18 protein-coding genes and 3 tRNA genes are annotated in these 20565 nt (G+C 47.8%); 11 read left to right on the top strand and 10 right to left on the bottom strand.

The features are described from left to right. Positions 1 to 152 precede the first annotated feature (152 nt). The 3 genes from M1P97_RS05100 to M1P97_RS05090 form a co-directional block, all read right to left on the bottom strand. A complete protein-coding gene (locus tag M1P97_RS05100; RefSeq protein WP_249388553.1) occupies positions 153 to 4040 on the bottom strand; it encodes a DUF6383 domain-containing protein in 3888 nt (1295 codons plus the stop codon). A 493-nt stretch (positions 4041 to 4533) separates the two neighbouring features. After that, positions 4534 to 6891, bottom strand: a complete 2358-nt coding sequence (locus M1P97_RS05095; RefSeq protein ID WP_249388552.1) for a DUF3987 domain-containing protein — start codon at positions 6889 to 6891, stop codon at positions 4534 to 4536. Positions 6892 to 6916: 25 nt separating this feature from the next. Further along, complete coding sequence (locus M1P97_RS05090) at positions 6917 to 7153, bottom strand: DUF4248 domain-containing protein (protein ID WP_195370708.1); 237 nt, start codon at positions 7151 to 7153, stop codon at positions 6917 to 6919. Positions 7154 to 7364: 211 nt separating this feature from the next. On the opposite strand from M1P97_RS05090, the gene M1P97_RS05085 reads away from it, so the two are divergent. From M1P97_RS05085 to M1P97_RS05035, 11 genes are all read left to right on the top strand, one after another. Next, on the top strand, positions 7365 to 7814 hold the full coding sequence (locus M1P97_RS05085; protein ID WP_249388551.1) for an HU family DNA-binding protein: 450 nt from the start codon (positions 7365 to 7367) through the stop codon (positions 7812 to 7814). A 24-nt stretch (positions 7815 to 7838) separates the two neighbouring features. Continuing rightward, positions 7839 to 8309 (top strand): glucosaminidase domain-containing protein, encoded by a 471-nt coding sequence (locus M1P97_RS05080; protein ID WP_195370704.1) that lies wholly within the window; start codon positions 7839 to 7841, stop codon positions 8307 to 8309. Between the two features lie 598 nt (positions 8310 to 8907). Continuing rightward, positions 8908 to 9546: an orotate phosphoribosyltransferase gene (gene pyrE, locus M1P97_RS05075; RefSeq protein ID WP_046148268.1), complete on the top strand. Its 639-nt coding sequence runs from the start codon at positions 8908 to 8910 to the stop codon at positions 9544 to 9546. 16 nt (positions 9547 to 9562) lie between these two features. After that, entirely contained in the window at positions 9563 to 9973 is a 411-nt protein-coding gene (locus tag M1P97_RS05070) for an SRPBCC family protein (protein WP_195370702.1), read from the top strand. A gap of 10 nt (positions 9974 to 9983) precedes the next feature. Next, a complete protein-coding gene (argH, locus tag M1P97_RS05065) occupies positions 9984 to 11321 on the top strand; it encodes an argininosuccinate lyase (RefSeq protein ID WP_249388550.1) in 1338 nt (445 codons plus the stop codon). Positions 11322 to 11326: 5 nt separating this feature from the next. Further along, on the top strand, positions 11327 to 11782 hold the full coding sequence (locus M1P97_RS05060; protein WP_249388549.1) for a Rieske (2Fe-2S) protein: 456 nt from the start codon (positions 11327 to 11329) through the stop codon (positions 11780 to 11782). A gap of 89 nt (positions 11783 to 11871) precedes the next feature. Continuing rightward, a tRNA-Gly gene (locus M1P97_RS05055) sits at positions 11872 to 11944 on the top strand. Positions 11945 to 11965: 21 nt separating this feature from the next. Further along, positions 11966 to 12049 (top strand) — tRNA-Leu (locus M1P97_RS05050). A gap of 37 nt (positions 12050 to 12086) precedes the next feature. Further along, positions 12087 to 12159: transfer RNA gene (locus M1P97_RS05045), tRNA-Gly, on the top strand. A 117-nt stretch (positions 12160 to 12276) separates the two neighbouring features. After that, complete coding sequence (locus tag M1P97_RS05040; protein ID WP_195370696.1) at positions 12277 to 12576, top strand: nucleotidyltransferase family protein; 300 nt, start codon at positions 12277 to 12279, stop codon at positions 12574 to 12576. Then, entirely contained in the window at positions 12569 to 12910 is a 342-nt protein-coding gene (locus M1P97_RS05035; protein ID WP_249388548.1) for a HepT-like ribonuclease domain-containing protein, read from the top strand. The genes M1P97_RS05040 and M1P97_RS05035 overlap by 8 nt, the downstream gene beginning before the upstream one ends. A 263-nt stretch (positions 12911 to 13173) precedes the next feature. Here the strand turns inward: M1P97_RS05035 and gltA are convergent, their stop codons facing one another. The 7 genes from gltA to M1P97_RS05000 form a co-directional block, all read right to left on the bottom strand. Further along, on the bottom strand, positions 13174 to 14646 hold the full coding sequence (gene gltA, locus M1P97_RS05030) for an NADPH-dependent glutamate synthase (protein ID WP_249388547.1): 1473 nt from the start codon (positions 14644 to 14646) through the stop codon (positions 13174 to 13176). 12 nt (positions 14647 to 14658) lie between these two features. Further along, positions 14659 to 15456 carry a sulfide/dihydroorotate dehydrogenase-like FAD/NAD-binding protein gene (locus M1P97_RS05025; protein ID WP_075556079.1) on the bottom strand — a complete coding sequence of 266 codons (798 nt, stop codon included), beginning with the start codon at positions 15454 to 15456 and terminating at the stop codon, positions 14659 to 14661. A gap of 95 nt (positions 15457 to 15551) precedes the next feature. After that, positions 15552 to 15935 carry a co-chaperone GroES gene (locus M1P97_RS05020; RefSeq protein ID WP_195370692.1) on the bottom strand — a complete coding sequence of 128 codons (384 nt, stop codon included), beginning with the start codon at positions 15933 to 15935 and terminating at the stop codon, positions 15552 to 15554. Between the two features lie 91 nt (positions 15936 to 16026). Further along, entirely contained in the window at positions 16027 to 16605 is a 579-nt protein-coding gene (locus M1P97_RS05015) for a DUF4251 domain-containing protein (protein ID WP_195375546.1), read from the bottom strand. A gap of 71 nt (positions 16606 to 16676) precedes the next feature. Next, entirely contained in the window at positions 16677 to 18029 is a 1353-nt protein-coding gene (locus M1P97_RS05010) for an MATE family efflux transporter (protein ID WP_195375545.1), read from the bottom strand. A 218-nt stretch (positions 18030 to 18247) separates the two neighbouring features. Next, positions 18248 to 19267 carry an ABC transporter ATP-binding protein gene (locus M1P97_RS05005; RefSeq protein ID WP_249388546.1) on the bottom strand — a complete coding sequence of 340 codons (1020 nt, stop codon included), beginning with the start codon at positions 19265 to 19267 and terminating at the stop codon, positions 18248 to 18250. Next, positions 19267 to 20301: an iron ABC transporter permease gene (locus M1P97_RS05000; protein WP_195375543.1), complete on the bottom strand. Its 1035-nt coding sequence runs from the start codon at positions 20299 to 20301 to the stop codon at positions 19267 to 19269. Before M1P97_RS05000 ends, M1P97_RS05005 begins: the two co-directional genes overlap by 1 nt. Between the last annotated feature and the right edge of the window lie 264 nt (positions 20302 to 20565).

Here is a 20565-nt window from a genome sequence, read left to right as displayed (position 1 = left end):
GAGATCGAACAGAAGAACTTTATTTCATTACTTTAGTATTAATATCTACCGCTTGTTCGCCTGTCGCAGGGTAATTGGGGTAAGGGCGGTTCGCGAACCGCCCCTACGACACGCGGTAAACAATTTAGAATTATTTGATTTTAAATAATTGCTTATTTTACGATTGCTTTTACAGCAGCTTCACCTTCTACAGCTACTACTACCACACCGGCAGGTGTAGAGATTGTAGCGTCGTCAGAAGAAAGAACTGTGTTAGCGATTGTCTGACCAAGTACGTTGCTGATAGTAACTTTCTTACCAGCAGCACCCTTGATTATTACCGCACCTTCTTTAGCAATTACGCTGATTGAAGATGTTGTGATATCTTCGTTAGCAACCGGATCACGCTTAACGTTTTCTTCGATACCGAATACATCACCGTTTTCGAAACCATTTTCTACAACCAACGTACCGTTGATCCATTTCAGGTAACCGTCGTTGTTTGCTGTTTCTTCAACTATTTCTGCATCTTCAGTCGGGAAATAGTTCTTCCACTGAGTCTGGATCTTGAATGTCTTAGCATCGTTATCCACATAACGGAAAGCAAACTTAGCTACGTTGAAGTCTGTTGTATCCATAGCCAACTTAACAATTTCACCACCCTTGCGAGTAATATACAGAGTATCGTCAGCATGAACACCTTCTACGAATGACAGTTTAGCACGAGATTCACCGGCTTCAACTTCGTTTACATACGGATTGTTGTGCAGGTGAGTTGCACCGTAAACATTAGCCGTATCGATCAGATTCACCAGGAAGCGACCCTTAACAGCTTTGTGTTCTTTTGCGTCAGCACAAGGACCACCATTAGCAGCCAACCATTCGTCAGTGTTGTGTTCCGGATTGTAAGGACAGTAGTGAGTCTTTTCTTTATCTACATTTACAGCCAGTAAGTACTGGTAGCAAGTGTTAGCTTCACCGTCGATAGTACGATTGATGTAAGCTGTATCGGCAAAGATAGCCGGATTTACGCTGAACTGGTTGATATTATCGATGTTCAGGAAGCTCAATGTATCCTTTTCAACAACAGACTTGTTATCACGTTTTTCATACAATACCTGAGCATTGTTTTCTTCACGATACAAGCTGATTGTGTCACCCCATTCAACAGCGATCTTGTGGTATTCAGGTGCATCTGCTTTTTCTACAACCATCAATGAGTTGTTGTCGGTAGCATAAGTACCCATCTGTCTCAATTCGCCGAAACCGTCTACTTCACTGTTAGCTACATAAATCTTAGAGTCGAATGCATGTCTTTCGTCTGTAGTAGTATTTTCATTATCTGCATTTTTGAACTGAACGATATTATAAGTTCCGTTCGGCTGTTTCTTCAATGCGAAGCTATAAGCATTTTCCTTCTTTTTGTCAGGATTCAAAACATAGAACTTGTAGCCCTGTCCGTCATTGTAAACAACATATTCATTATTGCTTCTGTTCTGGAACTGATACGGAAGGATAGCCAGTTTAGATTTCTCTACTTTCTTATTATCCGGATCAGTAACGATCTTACCGTCGATCAAAGTTGCGAATACTGTTTCAACAAATACTGTATCGACAGCATTCTTTGTACCACCGTCATAATCTTTCATTCTGAAGCTCAGGTTCCAAAGAGTTGCTTCATTTTTGTCGGTTACAACACCCAGTTGATGAGACTTCTGATGGTTTTCAGAGAAATACACATTCTTGTTTCCTGAAATAGCATGGTACTGGCCCATATAATATTTCTGGTTTCTCAATGCGTTTTCAGTTGCCTGCATAAAACCGTCGAACATAGTAGGATCTTCGTAAGCAGTCAGTTTGATCTTATCGCCTGCTGCCAAGTTTTTATTAGCTTCTACCGATTCAACGATATATACGTTCTTTTCACTTGTTTCACGCAATACTACATTTTCAATTTTAGCTTTTGTTTCACGGTTAGCCAAAGTAAACGCATTTGTATTCAAGTTGGCAGCAGTTACAGCCCACTGTGCTTCAGGGAAACCTGCTTCAACAGAGCTAGCCGAAACATATTCAGGAGCATTGTCTTCAATTGCAAATGCACGACCTACTTTATATTCATTCGCTTCTGTTACTTCGCTCTTTGTTGCAGCAAAAGAAATGTTCCAGAATGTACCCAAGAACTGTTTTACACTAGCTACATTGTTCAGACCCAATGTGATGTACGGATAAGTTTCACCGGTAATTGTACTAACAGTACTTGTCAGAACCAGATCCTCACCTAACTTCATGATGTACAGATTTCTTGTATCAGTAGCAGCTGTAGCTTTATCTGAAACAGAAACACGGTCGATCAGATTGTCGGCAACACCAGAGTAACGTTTGATAGTGAAATAAGTCAAATATTTATCTGCATTCTTAGCCAGTTCTTTTCCATCGATAAGAACGAACTTACCACCTCTCTTGTTTACACCTGTATTTTCAACACCCCATTCATTGGCTAAAGTCAGAGCAACATATTTGTCACCATTTACCAACTGGAATGTTTCAACATCTTTAGCCTCTGAACCCTTCGGAACAATAGCTGTTAACTTGCCATCGAAAGCATCCATACCTTCCACTTTGTCTTTGCTATCTTTTACCTTCAAGATGCTAAGACCGAAGCCATTACCCAAAACATCATTCAGCTCTTTAGCATCAACATTTTCGGTTGTTGACTTGTAGATACCGAAAGAAACAGCATCTGTTGTATTTGTAAGGTCAGCATCCAGGTTAGCACCATTAGCGATCGACAAATACATACCGCTATTATATGCAGCTGTATAAACAAATTCAATAGATTTATTTAGCATAGCATACTTGCCGGTTGCTTTATTTTTGAATTTGTATCTTGTTACGCCGTTAGCAGATGCATCTTCTACTGCCCAAAGGCATTTGTCTGCATTTACAGCTGTCGTAGCCGAAACAGTACCATCTTCTTCACCTTTCCAAGCCTTATTAGCATCACTACCTGAAATGAAATAATATTCACCATTGTTGAAAGAAGCCTGCAGAGCCAGAGTCTGACCACCTACTGTAATAGTTTCATTAGTTGCAGTCGGAGCCACAGCTGAAACAGACACGCCACTGATTGTAGCAGTACCTACAGTCAAAGCACCGTCTGCAACAGTAACTTCCGTAGCAGCAGCAGCCTTCACCAAAGTCCAGCTAGTAGTAGCAGCTTTCGTTTCAGCTTTCACACCCAAGTACTTAACATCGCTCTTTGCACGATCCAAAGCGACTGAATACATCTTTTTGTCTGCATCCAATGTCCAGGAATAAGCAGCAGTAGCAGAAACCTTTTCTGAAACTTTTACTTCGCCACCATCCACATACAAATATCCACCTTCTACTTGTAGATAAAAAGAAGCAGTTGCTTCAGCAGCGTTTTCAACAAAGCTGTTCAAGTCTGTTACCTCACCATCTTCATTCACAGCCACATCACCAGTACCGGGGAATACATCGTCAGCACTGTAAACACCGAATTCTACTGTTGTTAATTCTGTGCTTCCGCTTTTAGACTGTACCTCTTCAGCAGTAATTGCACTCTCACCGAATTTCAGATTCTTAGTAGTTTCACCTTCCATTACTTGAATTCGACCTTCAACAATAGAAATTTCAACCGGAGTTACACCATCCTCTTTTGCTCCTACTGAATAAGTATACGAATCTCCACTTTTAGATTCTACAGCTTGTGTCTGAAGCAAATAAACAGCCTCACCTTTGGCATTCTTTGTTTTCAGATAATATTTTACCGCAACTTCTCCAGATTTGGATTCAACCGCCGGAACAGCTTCCAACTCCCAAGTAGCAGTTTCAGCAGTCACTTCTTTTTCAACCGCAGCTGCATATCCTTCGGCATTCAGGTAAATGACAGAACCTTCTCCTGTCCCATCCAAATTACTACCAATCACTACAGCCTGACCAACTGCCGGCTTAGTGACTTCAATCACTCTAGCATCCAGCGTCGTCCAAGCACCGGCTGCCAAGAGGACAGCCACTAACGTAGAAAACTTTTTGTTCATAATCAATAAATTTAATATTAATAATAGTGTTATAAATAACCTCTCATAACCTGTTCCCGACAGGTTTGTCATACCAATGACTAGCTAAAACGATCGTTTTTTATCGTCACTGTTTTCGAGAATTTTGATTTGATGTCAAAAAGTCGTAATTTCGTACTTGCTTTGCTATTCCGTTGATAAGAAAGAAGATAGGGAAAGAAAAAAAATTAGTAGAAATGATTGGTATTTCAAAATGATGCAGTACCTTTGTGACGAGAAAAAACGATCGATTTTTTTAGTCAGTCTTTTTTCGATCTCTCGCCTTGCTATTCATAGCCTGAATGGTTATTCTGAATTTTTGTTAATAGATCAACCCCTTACGGCCCGTTTCCGAACGGATGCCTACCCGTCAGAGCTTCGGTAACTACCCGTTGAATGACCGGTAACTACCCGTTTTCAACAGCATAAAGAGAAGATACTATTATCAAAAAAGTATCAATAGTATCAAAAGTATCTACCCCTTTTCCGAAGTAGCGATATCCTTTCCCGACACTGTTTTTTCGTAATAACCCGCTCCTAATGAAAGCAATAAGCCATATTCCTGTGCCTTTTTCAACATTCGGAAAACACTCGCACGGCTCAGTCTGCGGACACCGGCCTCGGCCAACAGTTCAGCGGTTTTAAACCTGTCCGGCATGGAGGCAAACAGATCGCTCAGGGCTGTGGGCACCTTAAAATGAATCTCGGTATCGCTATGTTTCATCGTGGTACTCACCAGGAGCGAATGGCGCAGACAGACGGTTCCGATATGGAACGCTATTTCGAAATCGTTGTCGGTAATGCTCCGGTGACGTTCGTCGACACGCGCCTCCCCTTTGCGCAAGGCCGTCAGCACCATCGCGATACGGAAGATTATCAGGCGGTGGCGCAAGACTACCGAAGTGACATCTTCGTTCCCGAATACGCGTACATTATAATATTCACGTTCGAAGTAACGGTCGAGCCTTTTTCGCTGGCAGTCGGTGAAGCTCACAAACGTAGGCGACTTCTCCAGGAATTCGGCTATTTCCAACATTCTCACCCCCAGGTCGTCAAAATAGAAAGCATTCTGAAAGACATCATCGGAGGCCGTCAGTCCGCGGTAAGCGCTACCCCCGGCAATCCGGTAGATCAACAGGCGACTGTAAAGTCCGCTTTCGGTAGAGGGCACGAGCTGCGAGAACATGCCGGGCGTACCGGTGACAAACATTCCCAAACGCGGGGTTTCGGCAACGAAAGTACCGTTGGTTTTCGAAGCACAGCTCACCCGTTCGTGGTGGAAAGCCTGGTTGAGAATATATCCGTAGCCGCCAAAATCCTGCGACATGGTATTGTTGACAGACTCCAGTTCGGTTTCAAACAAGAGGGAAGCGTAGGGAGCGTTCGCTTCCAGCTGCTCGATCAAACGCGCCGTGGTGGTGTAGCCGCCTACATGGAGCTGCATCTGCTGTACGGGCTGGGGATTTTCAGGAGGATTTCCCGGTGTTTTCTTTACTTTCGACTGACGTTGTTGTTGTTTGTAAAGCTCCCAGGTCTCTTTCTTCACCTTATATTCCTCCACTTTACGGAAGGAATTGTCGAACACTCTCCGCTGCCAGGGTTTCACCAGTTTGTGCACCTGGCTGACACAACCTTTGCCGCTACCCGAGGGGCCGATCGCAAGGGTGTAGAACGGGGCATAACATACTTCTTTACGGAGCAGGCCTGTCACGCCCGGCAGTGCGGTGCTGGTCATGGTGAGTGCGGCGAGCAACATCAGGTCGTGTTCCGTATCGTCGACGGCCGGCTTCAATGTGTCCGCAAGGAGGTTCGGAAGGCCGGCCAAAAGGCTTTTTCCGAAGTGCGGAAAATCGCTTTCTCCCGGTTCAAAATCAGGCCCCAGGGTAGCCCCTTCGTCGGAAAGTCCCGTTTCGGGAATGGGGGTGAGATTTTTGATACTTTTGATACTTTTTTTCGTCTCCTGCCCTATCGACTGCCGGTAAGGATTGCTGCCATGCGCGGAACGGTAACGGCGGTAAATGTCGGACACGGTGGCCAGGATCTCTTTTTCACTAAAGCCGGGAGCGGCGTAGCGGTAGAGGCATTCGGCCACTACTTCGCTTTCGCCGAAGCCGGCACTGTTGAGAGCCGAGGCCAGTTTCACCACGTAGCTGTGGCGGCCACCGTCGGAGAAGGGGTTGCCGGTTTCAAACTTGTCGATGTAGTTGGCCAGCGAACGGGGTTCCGCCTCAGAGAAGACATCGGCCTTGTCGGGGCCAATGGGAACATTCACCACTTCGGATGCTTCCTTATAAAAGGCCGACGGATCGTAGCTTACGAAACAACCGCGGTTGGGGTCTTTGCCCGAAGGGTCTACCTTCACGCCCGGCAGGTCGGCTTCGAGCAGACGGCTCACTACGTCGAAGGCCTGGGCATGGTGTTCAAGGTCGCTGTCTACCAGCACGAAGAGCTTAAGCCCGGTACCCGATGGGCTGATATGGCCGGCTTTCACATACGGTAGTTCTTTGGCGCGGCCAAGCAGTTCCGAGGGTGATCCGGACACATGGTCGAGGTCGCCCACCACGCAGCCGGAGTAGTCTACCAGGTGCTCACGTTTGCGGCCGCCTTCCATCCGTCCGCCTGCCACCAACAGAGACAGGTTCTTTTTACATGCCTTCGCTCCTTCCTGATTGCCGGCGGCTACCAGGGCGCGAACGTTTTCTACCGATCTCTTGTACTTTCCGCTTACCACGTCGTCGAAATAACCACCAAGGGTGACCGGCGTGTAAGAGGTGGTGTCGAATGCTGTTCTGAACAGGGTACATTCGACAGTTTGATTCACTGAATTCCTCATACTAAGTCAATTAAATTTAATACTATCAGGGTTCTCCCAAATGTTCGATCAATACGCCGACTTGCTTCGGCGTGTAGAGTTTCTGGAACTTCACCCACCCGGCGGCTTCCAATTTGGCCTTCAGTCCGCGCGAAGTGCGTATCCATTCCCACATACGTTTATAGGCAATCACCGGTGTCCGGCCGGGAAAATACAGCTGGGCGAATTCCGTTACCCCATACGCTCTCCTCCAGGGAGATAATTCCGTTTTTTTATCTTCCATATTTTTCTGATATTTAAATAATTACAATACCACAATATAAGAATTAAATCGATACGTTGTTAGGTTTTCCGCAGATATTTATCGAAATAATAATACATACTGATTATTCCACACCTTCTCATAGCATCCCATCATCGGCAAAGGGTGTAGTATCTTTGTAATGTAGTCAAGAGATAGATTTTAATACACTAACCCTTAATCATTTAAAGTTATGTCAGTAAAGTACAAACTGGTCTTAAAAAAAGACCTTACGAAAGGAGCGGCCGCAGATGCCAAGCGGTATTATGCCTCCGCCCCGGTAAGCGGAACGATGAATTTTAATTCGATCTGCGATGTGATAGCCGACCGTTCGACAGCGAGCGACGGCGATGTGGCACTGGTGGTGCGCGGCCTGCTGCGTGCAACGGAAGAGGCGTTGTTGCGTAACGAAGTAGTGGAACTGGATACACTGGGACGTTTCCGCCTGTCGCTGGGAAGTTCCGGCTCGCTAACCGAAAAGGATTTCCAGGCAAATATGATCCGCAAGCCGAAGATCATCTTTACCCCCGGCGCCCGGCTGCGTGCCATGCTGGAAAAGATCAGCCTCGAACGCATCGGCAAGGAAACAGAACCGTCACAAGGCGGTGGCAGTGAGGAAGACGACCGACCGGTCATCGAGTAATTGAAGACTGAAAATCAGAGCATTATGACAGCACAACAAATCAGATTCGTCAAAGACTCCCTGCAGGCCGCCGTGTCTGCAGGCGCAGTTTTCCACATGAACCCTTCCGTGATACTGGCACAGGCTGCTTTCGAAAGCGGATGGGGTACGAGCCGGCTGGCAACGGAGAGTAACAATTTCTTCGGCCTGACAGCTTACGGTTGCAGCAACGAGTACTGGCACGGTGGGAAAACGGAGGTGAGAACCGATAGTTATTCGCTCCACTTCCGCCGCTACGACACCCGCGCAAACTCTTTCCTCGACTTCGCCCGCCTGATCCGGAATAGCTACCGCGTGGCCTGGCAGTGCAGCAACGACCCGGAAGCCTATGCCCGAGAAATAGCCTACAGCCCCTACATCAGCGAGTTGAACGGTGACGACCGCGAATCCTACCGCCGCAGCCTCGTCCAGATAGAGAGGACGGTACAGGCTATCGTGGCGTTGACGGGAGGTTAGAAAAAGGTGAAACCTTTTTCAATTAATAATGAATAATTGGGCTTCGCGATCGGATGTAGCAAAATGTGAAACCAAATGACAGGTTTTGTAGGGGCGGGGTTTGCCCGCCCTTTGCGACAATAATATAACAACCGGTGAAGAAGGGCGGGCAGACCCCGCCCCTACGGCCGACACAACATTCACATCTGTCAAATAATGAAACATTCACATTTGACAATAACCGAGATGCTCATAATTAATAACAACCAACAAACAATCGACCCCATGTCCAAATTCAAACGAATCATCGAATTCATTCTTGCATTGCTGAACTTTTTGTTTCACTTTAAAACTACACCGGATGATGAAGCAATTGCCGCTGTTGAAACATATCCCGGCCCTGCTGCTCCGCCTGGCACGGAAAGGGATAACCCTGTATTTGCGCCTATCCCTTAGGATACGGCTGAAACTTCTTTAACAAATGGCCTCCTTTAGCCGGGGAGGCCATTTGTTTTCAATAACATCTTTTCAGGACTTCATTTTTTTCGGTATCTACAAGGTTATATCATTCTGTTTAGCTACTTTTGCACTTTGATATAAATATATTATGTAGGATTGTATGAAAACACTGGAAAGATTAGTTGCAGAGAAATTATTAAAAATTAAAGCCGTTAAGTTACAACCGGCCAATCCGTTCACATGGGCTTCCGGCTGGAAGTCGCCGATTTACTGTGATAACAGAAAAACGCTTTCTTATCCGGCTGTTCGTAGTTTCATCAAACTGGAACTGGCACGTGTGATCAGCGAAAAATACGAAAACGCAGACGCCATCGCAGGAGTTGCCACAGGAGCTATCGCACAGGGTGCGTTGGTTGCCGATTTATTGGGACTGCCTTTTGTTTACATCCGCGCAACACCGAAGGATCACGGACTGGAAAACCTTATCGAAGGTGAATTGAAACCGGGATCGAAAGTAGTCATCATCGAAGACCTGGTATCTACCGGCGGTAGCAGCTTGAAAGCTGTACAGGCTGTACGTAACTTCGGTTGCGACGTAGTAGGTATGGTTGCCATCTTCACACACGGTTTCCCTGTAGCTGCACAGCAATTCAAGGATGCTAAAGTAACGCTGACTACACTGAGCAATTACGATGCCGTTATCGAAGAAGCTGTACGTACAGACTATATCGACGAATCGGAAATCGCTACGCTGCAGGAATGGCGTAAAGACCCTGCAAACTGGAACCCTGAAGCTTAATCACGACGAGTACAGGATGACAGAATTTGTAAGTGAGATCAAAACGATCCCTCACAACGAGGATCGTGTCTATGCAATGCTGTCCGACCTTTCCAACCTGGAACGGGTTAAGGACCGCATTCCACAGGATAAAATTAAAGACTTTGAGTTCGACAGCGACTCTTGCAGTTTCGCTGTCGATCCCGTAGGTAAGATACGTTTCGAGATCGTTGAACGCGAACCGAACAAAACAATCAAATTTACTACAACCAACTCGCCCGTTCCCCTTTTCCTCTGGATCCAACTGAAACAGGTGGAAGAGAACGACACGCGGTTGAAAATGACGATCCGCGCCGATCTGAACCCGTTTATCAAACCGATGGTATCGAAACCGTTGCAGGACGCACTCGACAAAATATCAACTGTGATTGCCGCCCTGCCCTATTAATCTCCGTATTATGGCTCAGAAACTTTGGGAAAAAAATGTACAGGTAGACAAGGAAGTCGAAACCTTTACCGTAGGCCGGGACCGTGAAATGGATCTTTACCTGGCCAAGTATGACGTTCTTGGCTCGATGGCCCATATCACGATGCTGGAAAGTATCGGGCTGCTCACGAAAGAGGAACTGACGGTTCTGCTGGCAGAGCTGAAAAATATCTATGCCGTTGCCGACAGCGGCGAATTCGTTATCGAAGAGGGCGTGGAAGACGTTCATTCGCAGGTGGAACTGATGCTGACACGCCGTCTGGGCGACATTGGCAAGAAGATACACAGCGGACGTTCGCGCAACGACCAGGTATTACTCGACCTGAAACTGTACACGCGCGCACAGATACAGGAGTTGGTGGAACTGACAAACGGCCTGTTCGAGGTACTGATAAGCCAGAGCAACCGTTATAGCGAGGTATTGATGCCGGGATATACGCATTTGCAGGTGGCGATGCCTTCATCGTTCGGTCTTTGGTTCGGTGCGTATGCCGAGAGCCTGGCTGACGATTTGCAGATGATGCAGGCGGCTTACAAGGTGTGCAACCGCAATCCGCTGGGTTCGGCTGCCGGATACGGCTCGTCTTTCCCCTTGAACCGTAGCATGACGACCGGGCTATTGGGCTTCGACTCGATGGACTACAACGTGGTATATGCCCAGATGGGACGTGGCAAGATGGAACGTACGGTGGCTTTTGCGATGGCGGGTATTGCCGCAACGCTTTCGAAGCTGGCGTTCGATGCTTGTATGTTCAACAGCCAGAACTTCGGGTTCGTCAAGTTGCCGGACCAGTTCACGACAGGTTCGAGCATCATGCCGCACAAGAAGAATCCGGACGTGTTCGAGCTGACGCGTGCGAAATGCAATAAGATACAAGGTCTGCCACAGCAGATCACACTGATATGCAATAACCTGCCGTCGGGGTATTTCCGCGACCTGCAGATCATCAAGGAGGTGTTCCTGCCTGCTTTCGACGAACTGAAGGATTGCCTTCGTATGGTTACCCATATGATGCGCGAAGTGAAGGTGAACGAGCATATTCTCGACGACGATAAATATTCCCTGCTGTTCAGCGTGGAAGAGGTAAACCGCCTCGTCCTGGAAGGAGTTCCTTTCCGCGACGCTTACAAACGAGTAGGCCTGGAGATCGAAGCGGGTAACTTCACGCCCAACAAGGCCGTGAACCATACACACGAAGGTAGCATCGGCAATCTGTGCAACGACAGTATTTCCGCCCTGATGCAAAATATTATCGACGGTTTCTCGTTTAATAAGGTAAACGAAGCTGAAAAGAAACTGTTAGCATAATTAAGATGAAAAGAATATTTTTTTGTTTGGTGGTGTTGCTGGTGATGTCGTGCAATAAGGTGAATGTATCGAACGTACCTTATGCACCGGTGTACCTGGAATTGGACTTGCAGTTTAAGGACAAGGACCTGGTTGGTTCCCTTAACTTCAAAGAGATCACAAGCGAGGCAGGCCAGAATTACGGTACACGGCTCGGTTATTCGGGCGTGTTGGTCGTAAACGGTTTCAGCGCCACTACGGGAGGTACACAATATTATGCTTATGATTTGTGCTGCCCTCACGAAGCCCAGAAGAATATTAAAGTAAAAGCGGACAATACAGGTTGGGCACAATGTCCGGAATGCGGAACGAAGTACGAAATAGCGTATGGCTCTGGAACTCCGTCAGATGGCCCGTCAGAATTTGCACTTACGAGGTTTAATGTCACTCAGAGAGGGAGTGAGTTATTGATCCAATATTAAAAAAATCGGCACTTAAAGCTAATTTTTTTACCTGATTATTTGCAGATATAAAAAAGTTATCTACCTTTGCACACGCAAACGCAAACAACGCGAAAGTAGCTCAGTTGGTAGAGCATAACCTTGCCAAGGTTAGGGTCGCGGGTTCGAATCCCGTCTTTCGCTCATCTCTTAAGAGAAAGGGATGCTCGAATGGTGGAATGGTAGACACGAAGGACTTAAAATCCTTTGGCCATTGCGGCTGTGCGGGTTCAAGTCCCGCTTCGAGTACAAAGGATGTATTTTTCGGGTTCATCCCTTTCGATTTGCGAAAGTAGCTCAGTTGGTAGAGCATAACCTTGCCAAGGTTAGGGTCGCGGGTTCGAGTCCCGTCTTTCGCTCGCTTCCAAAAGGCCTCGGTATTGTTTACAATATCGGGGCTTTTTATTTATACAACGATCCTCTATTGTCCGTTTAAAGAATAATATATACCTTTGTTATAACTAAAAACAAAGGATATGAACTTCTTCAGCAATTACTTACCCGGAATCATTGCTTTATGCCAAAAGCATAAGGTGAAAAAGTTGTTTGCTTTCGGTTCTGTTCTCACCCACCGCTTTACGGATAAGAGCGATATAGATTTATTAGTCGACTTTGAAGGCGTCACACCGGAAGATTATGCAGACAATTACTTTGATTTAAGAGATGCATTATCCAATATCCTCCGTAGGGAAGTAGACTTACTGGAAGATAAAGCTATACGAAATCCTATTTTACGAAAAAACATTGACTCATCAAAGCAATTAATCTATGGATGAGTACATTGAAAAACATCTGTATGATGTGCTTCTTTCTATCAATGAAGTGGAAAGTTATTTTTCTGAAGGGCCTAAACTATTCGAGGAATTCAGGAATAAGATCATTCTCCAAAGAGCCGTTGAGCGGAATGTTGAGATAATGGGAGAAGCGATCAATCGAATTCTCAAAATAGATCCGACTTTTATATTGCCTAATGCCAGAGCGATCGTCAATACCAGAAACAAAGTAATACACGGCTACGACAGTGTCACCACCGAATTTCTCTGGGGACTCATCATTAGACACATTCCGGCTTTAAAGAAAGATGTTTTAGACATACTCAAGCATCAATAAAGAAATAGGGCTGCAACATTGCTGCCGCAGCCCTTTCATAGACACACCAATATTTATAACTATTGTATAAATACCTTCTTTACCTCTCTTTATGTCTGGTACCGTATTTACGGTAAACGCAAATATAATAATAAATTTATCATTACAATCTTTTTTTGCTGGGAAGCGCTTAAAATTAGGGAACTATAAGAGTTTCACTCTTTAGCAGGAATAAAAAAGCCCGACCTCACCGGCCGGGCTTCTCACTGTATCTTAATTTCAGATCATTTTCCTTGCAGGCTGGCGTCCATGGCGGCGGCAGCTTTACGGCCATCACCCATCGCCAGAATAACGGTGGCACCACCTCTTACGATGTCGCCTCCGGCATATACATCCGGCAGTGCTGAGCGCATAGTGTCCTGATCGACTACGATCGTACCCCATTTGCTTACTTCCAGGCCACTGAAGGCACGCGGGATAAGCGGGTTGGGAGAAACACCGACACTGACGATAACTTCATCCACATCGATCGTATCGATGGCGCCTTCTATGGCTACGGGACGGCGGCGGCCGGAAGCATCCGGTTCACCCAGTTCCATCTTCTGCAAACGCATCTGTTTAACACGGCCTCTTTCATCGCCGATATATTCGATCGGGTTATGCAGGGTCAGGAATTCCACGCCTTCTTCTTTGGCATGCTTCACCTCCTCGATACGGGCAGGCATTTCTTCTTCGCTACGACGGTAAACGATCATGGCACGTTCAGCTCCCAAACGGCGGGCCGTACGGACTGAGTCCATCGCAGTATTACCTCCACCGATCACGGCTACCCGCTTGCCTTGCAATACAGGGGTATCGCTCTCGGGATTGGCTGCGTCCATCAGGTTGACACGTGTCAGGTATTCGTTGGACGACATGATGCCGATCAGGTTCTCACCCGGTATGTTCATGAAATTAGGCAGGCCGGCACCACTGGCGGCAAAGAAACCTTTGAAGCCTTCTTCGTGCAGGTCGTCGTAACTGATCGTCTTACCGACGATGCAGTTGGATATGAACTTCACGCCCATCTTACGAAGGCCTTCGATCTCCACATCCACAATCTTATTAGGCAGACGGAATTCAGGAATACCGTATTTCAATACACCACCGATCTCGTGCAATGCTTCGAACACGGTAACATCATATCCTCGCTTCGCCATATCTCCGGCAAAAGAAAGGCCGGCAGGACCGGAACCGATCACGGCGATCTTGATTCCGTTCTTTTCTGCAATCTCAGGCACTGAGATCTGGCCGCTCTCCCGTTCGTAGTCGGCAGCGAAACGTTCGAGGTAACCGATGGCTACCGGAGCCTTTTTCATCTTCAGATGAATACATTTGCTTTCGCACTGTTTCTCCTGCGGACAAACACGACCACAAACAGCCGGCAGGGCACTGGTTTCCTTAAGCACTTTGGCTGCTTCCAGGAACTCGCCGCGCTCGATGTTCTTGATGAATGTCGGGATATTGATACTTACCGGACAACCTTCCATACAGGTCGGATTCGGGCAGTCGAGGCAACGTTGTGCCTCCTGCATGGCCTGTTCCTTTGTCAGACCCAGGTTCACCTCTTCCAGGCGGGTATGGCTCCGGTATTCCGGATCGAGTTCATTCATTTCTACACGGGGAATATCCGTGCGTTCTTTATTTTTTTTGCTCTTGCGCAGTTCTTCCCTCCAGGGTTCGGAACGGCGGGCTGCAATCAGTTCTGCTGTTGTCATTTGTTTAAGTGGTTATTTCTTTTCAATATCTTTATAAGCACCCAGACGCATAAGCATCTCGTCGAAATCAACCTGATGAGCATCGAACTCCGGTCCGTCCACACAGACGAACTTGGTCTTTCCACCCACCGTGATACGGCAAGCGCCGCACATACCTGTTCCGTCTACCATGATTGTGTTCAGGGAAGCGACGGTAGGTATCTCGTATTTCTTTGTAAGTGCCGAAACGAATTTCATCATGATAGCCGGGCCGATGGTTACACACAGGTCTACCTTCTCACGGTTGATAACGCTTTCCACACCGTTCGTCACCAATCCTTTGGTACCGTAGGAACCGTCGTCGGTCATCACGATCACTTCGTCGGAGTTGGCCTTCATCTGGTCTTCGAGGATCACCAGGTCTTTGGTACGGGCTGCCAGTACCACGATCACACGGTTCCCGGCCTTATGGAATGCTTCAACGATAGGTAACAGCGGTGCTACACCTACGCCTCCCCCGGCACAAACAACCGTACCTACTTTTTCGATGTGGGTAGCTTGTCCCAGCGGACCTACCAGGTCGGTAATATAATCGCCTACGTTCAAATCGCAGATCTTCTTGGATGAACCGCCTACGGCCTGGATCACCAGGGTGATGGTTCCTTTCTGAGTGTCTGCCCCTGCAATGGTTAAAGGGATGCGTTCGCCTTTCTCTCCCACTTTCACGATCACAAAGTGACCGGCCTTACGTGAGCGGGCAATCAGAGGAGCCTCAACTTCCAGCTTCACCACGTTGGCAGAGAAATGTTCTTTACTTACAATTTTATTCATTCTAATCGCTACTGTTGATAGTTTGTCTTGTTGATTTGCTTGCAAAAATACATCAAATATGTGAATAGATAAGTATTTTGCCAAAGAAAAAGGCCTTATTCGAACAATCCTTCGTCGCGCAGCAGCATCAGGATAGCAGAATGCGGCACGATCAGGAACTTCTCATCGTTAAAGCTGATCTCGTAAGCGGCATTTTGCAGGAACACAGCCAGATCGCCTTCATGTGCCTGCAAAGGCAGGTAATGCACCTCTCCTTCTTTCTTCTTTTCCCATACTTCGTGTTCTTCACTCTGGGATGGGAGCGGGAAGCCGGGGCCAACCTTGATGATATATCCGCTTTGTATCTTTTCCTGCTGCACCGTAGGGGGCAGGTAAAGGCCCGACTTTGTCTGGCTCTGCGGGTTCTTGGGTTTGATAAGCACCTTGTCGCCTATCATGATGAATTTATCTACGTCTTTCTGGTCTATTGATAATTGCATAATTGTAAGTTTTAAGTTGCGATGCAAAGATATAAAAAAAGAGACGTTGCAAAGCTACGTCTCCCTTTCGTTCAGAGTATATCAATTATGTTTAAATGGAGCGTCCCTTAAACACATTGGATTGTTCTGTCGGATACAAGGTACCGGTAAATGAGATACGGTTGCTGTTGAAGTTAGGACTTACAGTGGCCGTACATTTGTTGGTGCCTTTCGCCATACGGAAAGTAACGTTTGCCGATACGGCTACGCCCTGTACCATCATACTGAAGGTGACGTTGCCTTTTTTATCGGTCTTCATTTCGACATTGGAGGCATTACCTTCGACAGTGATACCACCTATACCGTTAGGGCCTGCATAAGCTCCGTTGAATGCCAACTGGATTGTCGCCCGGTTTCCATCCATCGATACGAAGTTAGTGCTGGGAGTTACATAGACAAAACGTCCGCGTTTAAACTCTACACGATCGGCTTCGAGCACGAAGTCTTTACTGTTAAGAGCCTGGACGGCTTGTTCAAACAAAGCCATGTTCTCAGCTTCTTCCGCTGCTTTCCTGGCTTCTTTCTCAGCCTTCTTTGCAGCCTTTTCCGCTGCTTTATCCTGTTGTGCCATCATAGTTCCTGAACCGAGCCCAAACAGCAGGACAGCTAGCAATAATAATACTCTTTTCATACTTCTTTTCTTTATAATTAATACGTAGCGAACCACTTTTCATATAATAGACAAATAAGTCGCCGGGAAGTTCAATTTAACGATTCACTTTTTATGTTTTTAACATGGTACCATAAGAAACCCCAAGCAGTTACGGCTGCAATGAAGTCCGAAAAAGGAGAAGCATACCACACGCCGTCGAGTCCCCAGAACTCCGGGAAGATGAGAAGCGCAGGAATGAGGAACAGGCACTGCCGGCTTAAACTCAGGAACATCGCCTTCCAGGCTATACCGATACTCTGGAAAAACTGGCTGATGGAGATCTGGGAACCGACAACAACAAAGACCAATAAACTGATCCGCAGACCGTTGGCCGTAACGTCTATCAATTCGGGATCGCTGGTAAATGCCCGGGCTATCAACCGGGGAAACAGGACGCTTGCCAGACAGCCCAATCCCATGATGATCGTTGCGGTGATGATGACCAAGCGCAAAACCTCCTGCACACGCTTATGTTGTCCGGCCCCATAGTTGAAGCCGACAATAGGCTGCATGCCCTGCGCGATACCGATAATGAGCATCACCAGCAACATACCGACACTGGTGATGATACCGTTGGCTCCCAAAGCCAGGTCGCCCCCATGTACTTTCAAGGCATAGTTCTGGATAACGACCACCAGGCTACCTGCCAGCTGCATGGCAAAGGGTGAGATGCCGATGGTGACGATGTTCCATACCACATGTCTTTCCAGACGGAAAGTTCCTTTATGGAAGCGCACGATGCTGTCTTTCTGAATGAAATGGTTCATAACAAACATTGCACTCAACAGCATGGAGATAATCGTTGCAATAGCAGCTCCCTGTATTCCCATATCCAGCCAGAAGATAAAGATAGGATCGAGAATGATATTCACCACCGCCCCGATCAACATGGTGAACATGGCTTTCTTCGGATAACCGGAGGCACGCATGATCGCATTGAAACCGAAGCTGAGCGAGGTCAGGATAGTACCGGGCACAACTATATTCAGATAGTCGCGGGCATAAGGAATAGTCTGTTCGCTTCCCCCGAAGGCCATCAACAGGTCGTCCATCCAGATCATACAGGGGATGACTGTCACGATGGTGATAATGAATGTCAGCGTAAAAGCATTCCCCAACACCTTTTCTGCCATCTCGTTCGCCCTTCTTCCCAAATGGATGGAGACACGGGTAGCGGAACCTGCCCCTATCAGCATACCGAAGGCTTGCAGGAACAACAGGATGGGAAACGTCAGCGTCAGCCCGGCCATTGCCAGTGCACCGACTCCCTGACCGATAAACACACGGTCGACAATATTATACAACGCATTCACCATCGTTCCGACCACTGCCGGGATAGCATACTGCAATAATAGGCGGCTTACTTTCTCATGCTCTAGTCGCCAGGTTATTTCATTTGCCATAATTTCATCTATACTTAATCTTGTTATACTATTGTTTCCTTCTCATATACCCTCCTACGGGAAAGTCGGCATGTCTTCTCCGGTAAGGCGAGACTTCGTTATCCCCGTTGTCCGCATGGTACCGCACCCCGATGCGGCGACCTACCGCGTCCCGGTGAGGCTCTTCACCGCATCCCGATGCGGCAACCCACCTCATCCCGGTGAGGCACAGCCGCGCCTTACCGGTTACGGGCATACTCCCTTACCGCATCGACCACTGCCGCCACCCCGGAGAGTTCCACCTCCTCCCCTCCGGGCAAGGCGAGGAAGATGTGGCGGACATCAAGACAGTTGATACGAGGTCTGTCCGGTCGAACGGACGAGGGACGGTAACCGTTACGTATCAAAGCGTTCCCCACCCAGTAGGATACCAGAAAGTCACCCTCTACCCCTATCGGTTCGACAGGAGCCTCGGTATTCAGCTTCCCGGTAGAGGGATCGAAGACGATGCCTTCCTTTCCGAAGAAAGATTCGAAGGCACCGCTCAGAATCAGGTCTTCGGGTGTACCGCAAGCCATCGGACGGCCTTTCTCCTGGAGCCAGAGGCAGTCGCCCATCTGGATGGCCAGGTCGAGGTCGTGGGTGGAGAGCAGGATCGCTTTATTTTGTTCCATTGCCAGTCGATGCAGCAAGACCATCGTTTCGATACGGCTAGTTACGTCGAGGAAGGCCGTCGGTTCATCCAACAGGATGATAGGGCATTGCTGCGCAAGAGCTTTGGCGATCATGGCTTTCTGCCGTTCGCCGTCGCTTAGTTCGGATACGTAGTTTTGTGCTTTATGGGCAATGCCGGCTGCTACGAGCGATTGCTCGATGATCTCCCGGTCGGACTTCTTCAGTTGTCCGAAGAAGCCGGTGTACGGATGGCGTCCCAGTGATACCAGTTCGTAAACGGTGATGCCGCCCGCATTCGTCTTTTCCGTCAATACAACACCTACGGTGAGGGAAAAGTTGCTTTGCGAGTAAGACGACAGGGGTTGCCCCATCAGGGAGATATCACCGCCCAACGGTGGCTGAAAACCGCATAGGGTACGCAGCAGGGTTGACTTGCCCGCTCCGTTCAAGCCTAACAGGCAGGTTACTTCTCCGGGAAAGAGTTGCAGGTTAAGGTCGTCGTGGATGACCTTGTATTTGCCTCCTTTCAGCCGGTAGCCGATGCTCAGGCGGTTGGTTTCTATTACAGGTGTCTGTCTGCTCATCAGTCGAAATATTGGATATTCTTACGGTTCACGATCACATAGATGATAACCGGGGCTCCGAGCATCGGGGTCACAGCATTCAGAGGGAGGATGTTGTTGGTTCCGGGCATCACCATCAATATATTACAAAGCAGGGCGATGCAGGAGCCGGCAAGCATCGTGACGGGCACCAGCATCTTATGGTTGGACGATCCGAGCATCAGGCGGGCGATATGCGGCACGGCCAGTCCGATGAAAGAGATCGGGCCGCAGAAAGCAGTCGTCGTAGCGGTCAACAGGCCGGTACAGAAGAGGATCAGTATGCGGGTTCGTTTGATCTTGATCCCCAGGTTGGCGGCATACATTTCTCCCAGCAGCAGGGCATTCAGCGGCTTTATCAACAGGATAGCCAGAAGCAGTCCCGCAAAGGTGAAAAGGAGGAAGTAAGGCAGCTGCATCAGGGAAACGCCTGAAAAGTTACCTAATCCCCACATCACGAAGGCATGTACCTTGTCGGTGGATGCGTAATAGTTGAGTACCGATATCAGGGAGGAGGCGAGGTAGCCGATCATGATCCCGATGATAAGCAGCATGACGTTGCTTTTCACCTTTGCCGAAAACCAGATGATGAGTCCTAATATGCAGGCGGCTCCGGCAAAAGCTGCCAGGATAACGGCCAGGTATCCGCTGATCGGAAGTTCGGTGACCATGCTTAATGTACCGCCAAAATAGAGCATGATGGCAGCCACCCCCAGGTTGGCTCCGTCGCTGATCCCGAGGATAGAGGGGCCGGCCAAGGGGTTACGGAACAGTGTCTGCAACAACAGCCCGCTGGTTGCCAGCGAGGCTCCGGCCAGCAACGCCGTTACAACCTGCGGAAAGCGGCTTTGCAATATGATATTCTGCCAGGCCGGACGACCGACGTCTTTCCCCAGAAGGATATCGATCACGCTCTCCAACGGGATGGACACGGCACCGTACACCAAGCCACCCAGGAATAACAGGACGATCAGGATGGTCAGTAATATAGGGGGCCAGGTTATTCGTTTTTGCATATTATATATTTAGTTATTATCTGGTTTGAATGTTTCATTATTTGTCAAATGTGAATGTTTCTAAGATTGTCAGATATGAATGTAGTGCGTTGGTAGGGGCGGTTCGCGAACCGCCCTTACAGGCGCCGTCACAATGGAACAGACAGGTTCGACCGTAGGGGCGGGGTCTGCCCGCCCTTCTTCACCGGTTGTTATATTATTGTCGCAAAGGGCGGGCAAACCCCGCCCCTACAAAACCTGTCATTTGGTTTCACATTTTGCTAC

This window comes from Parabacteroides leei (assembly GCF_023369805.1).
Lineage (GTDB): Bacteria > Bacteroidota > Bacteroidia > Bacteroidales > Tannerellaceae > Parabacteroides > Parabacteroides leei.
Note: the sequence above shows the minus strand (reverse complement) of the source record. Positions and strands in the feature narration are given on the sequence as shown.

Excerpts from the sequence above, each read along its gene's own strand:
- M1P97_RS05100 (WP_249388553.1), bottom strand. The coding sequence starts at position 4,040 with ATGAACAAAAAGTTTTCTACGTTAGTGGCTGTCCTCTTGGCAGCCGGT.
- M1P97_RS05095 (WP_249388552.1), bottom strand. The coding sequence starts at position 6,891 with ATGAGGAATTCAGTGAATCAAACTGTCGAATGTACCCTGTTCAGAACA.
- M1P97_RS05090 (WP_195370708.1), bottom strand. The coding sequence starts at position 7,153 with ATGGAAGATAAAAAAACGGAATTATCTCCCTGGAGGAGAGCGTATGGG.
- M1P97_RS05085 (WP_249388551.1), top strand. The coding sequence starts at position 7,365 with ATGTCAGTAAAGTACAAACTGGTCTTAAAAAAAGACCTTACGAAAGGA.
- M1P97_RS05080 (WP_195370704.1), top strand. The coding sequence starts at position 7,839 with ATGACAGCACAACAAATCAGATTCGTCAAAGACTCCCTGCAGGCCGCC.
- pyrE (WP_046148268.1), top strand. The coding sequence starts at position 8,908 with ATGAAAACACTGGAAAGATTAGTTGCAGAGAAATTATTAAAAATTAAA.
- M1P97_RS05070 (WP_195370702.1), top strand. The coding sequence starts at position 9,563 with ATGACAGAATTTGTAAGTGAGATCAAAACGATCCCTCACAACGAGGAT.
- argH (WP_249388550.1), top strand. The coding sequence starts at position 9,984 with ATGGCTCAGAAACTTTGGGAAAAAAATGTACAGGTAGACAAGGAAGTC.
- M1P97_RS05060 (WP_249388549.1), top strand. The coding sequence starts at position 11,327 with ATGAAAAGAATATTTTTTTGTTTGGTGGTGTTGCTGGTGATGTCGTGC.
- M1P97_RS05040 (WP_195370696.1), top strand. The coding sequence starts at position 12,277 with ATGAACTTCTTCAGCAATTACTTACCCGGAATCATTGCTTTATGCCAA.
- M1P97_RS05035 (WP_249388548.1), top strand. The coding sequence starts at position 12,569 with ATGGATGAGTACATTGAAAAACATCTGTATGATGTGCTTCTTTCTATC.
- gltA (WP_249388547.1), bottom strand. The coding sequence starts at position 14,646 with ATGACAACAGCAGAACTGATTGCAGCCCGCCGTTCCGAACCCTGGAGG.
- M1P97_RS05025 (WP_075556079.1), bottom strand. The coding sequence starts at position 15,456 with ATGAATAAAATTGTAAGTAAAGAACATTTCTCTGCCAACGTGGTGAAG.
- M1P97_RS05020 (WP_195370692.1), bottom strand. The coding sequence starts at position 15,935 with ATGCAATTATCAATAGACCAGAAAGACGTAGATAAATTCATCATGATA.
- M1P97_RS05015 (WP_195375546.1), bottom strand. The coding sequence starts at position 16,605 with ATGAAAAGAGTATTATTATTGCTAGCTGTCCTGCTGTTTGGGCTCGGT.
- M1P97_RS05010 (WP_195375545.1), bottom strand. The coding sequence starts at position 18,029 with ATGGCAAATGAAATAACCTGGCGACTAGAGCATGAGAAAGTAAGCCGC.
- M1P97_RS05005 (WP_249388546.1), bottom strand. The coding sequence starts at position 19,267 with ATGAGCAGACAGACACCTGTAATAGAAACCAACCGCCTGAGCATCGGC.
- M1P97_RS05000 (WP_195375543.1), bottom strand. The coding sequence starts at position 20,301 with ATGCAAAAACGAATAACCTGGCCCCCTATATTACTGACCATCCTGATC.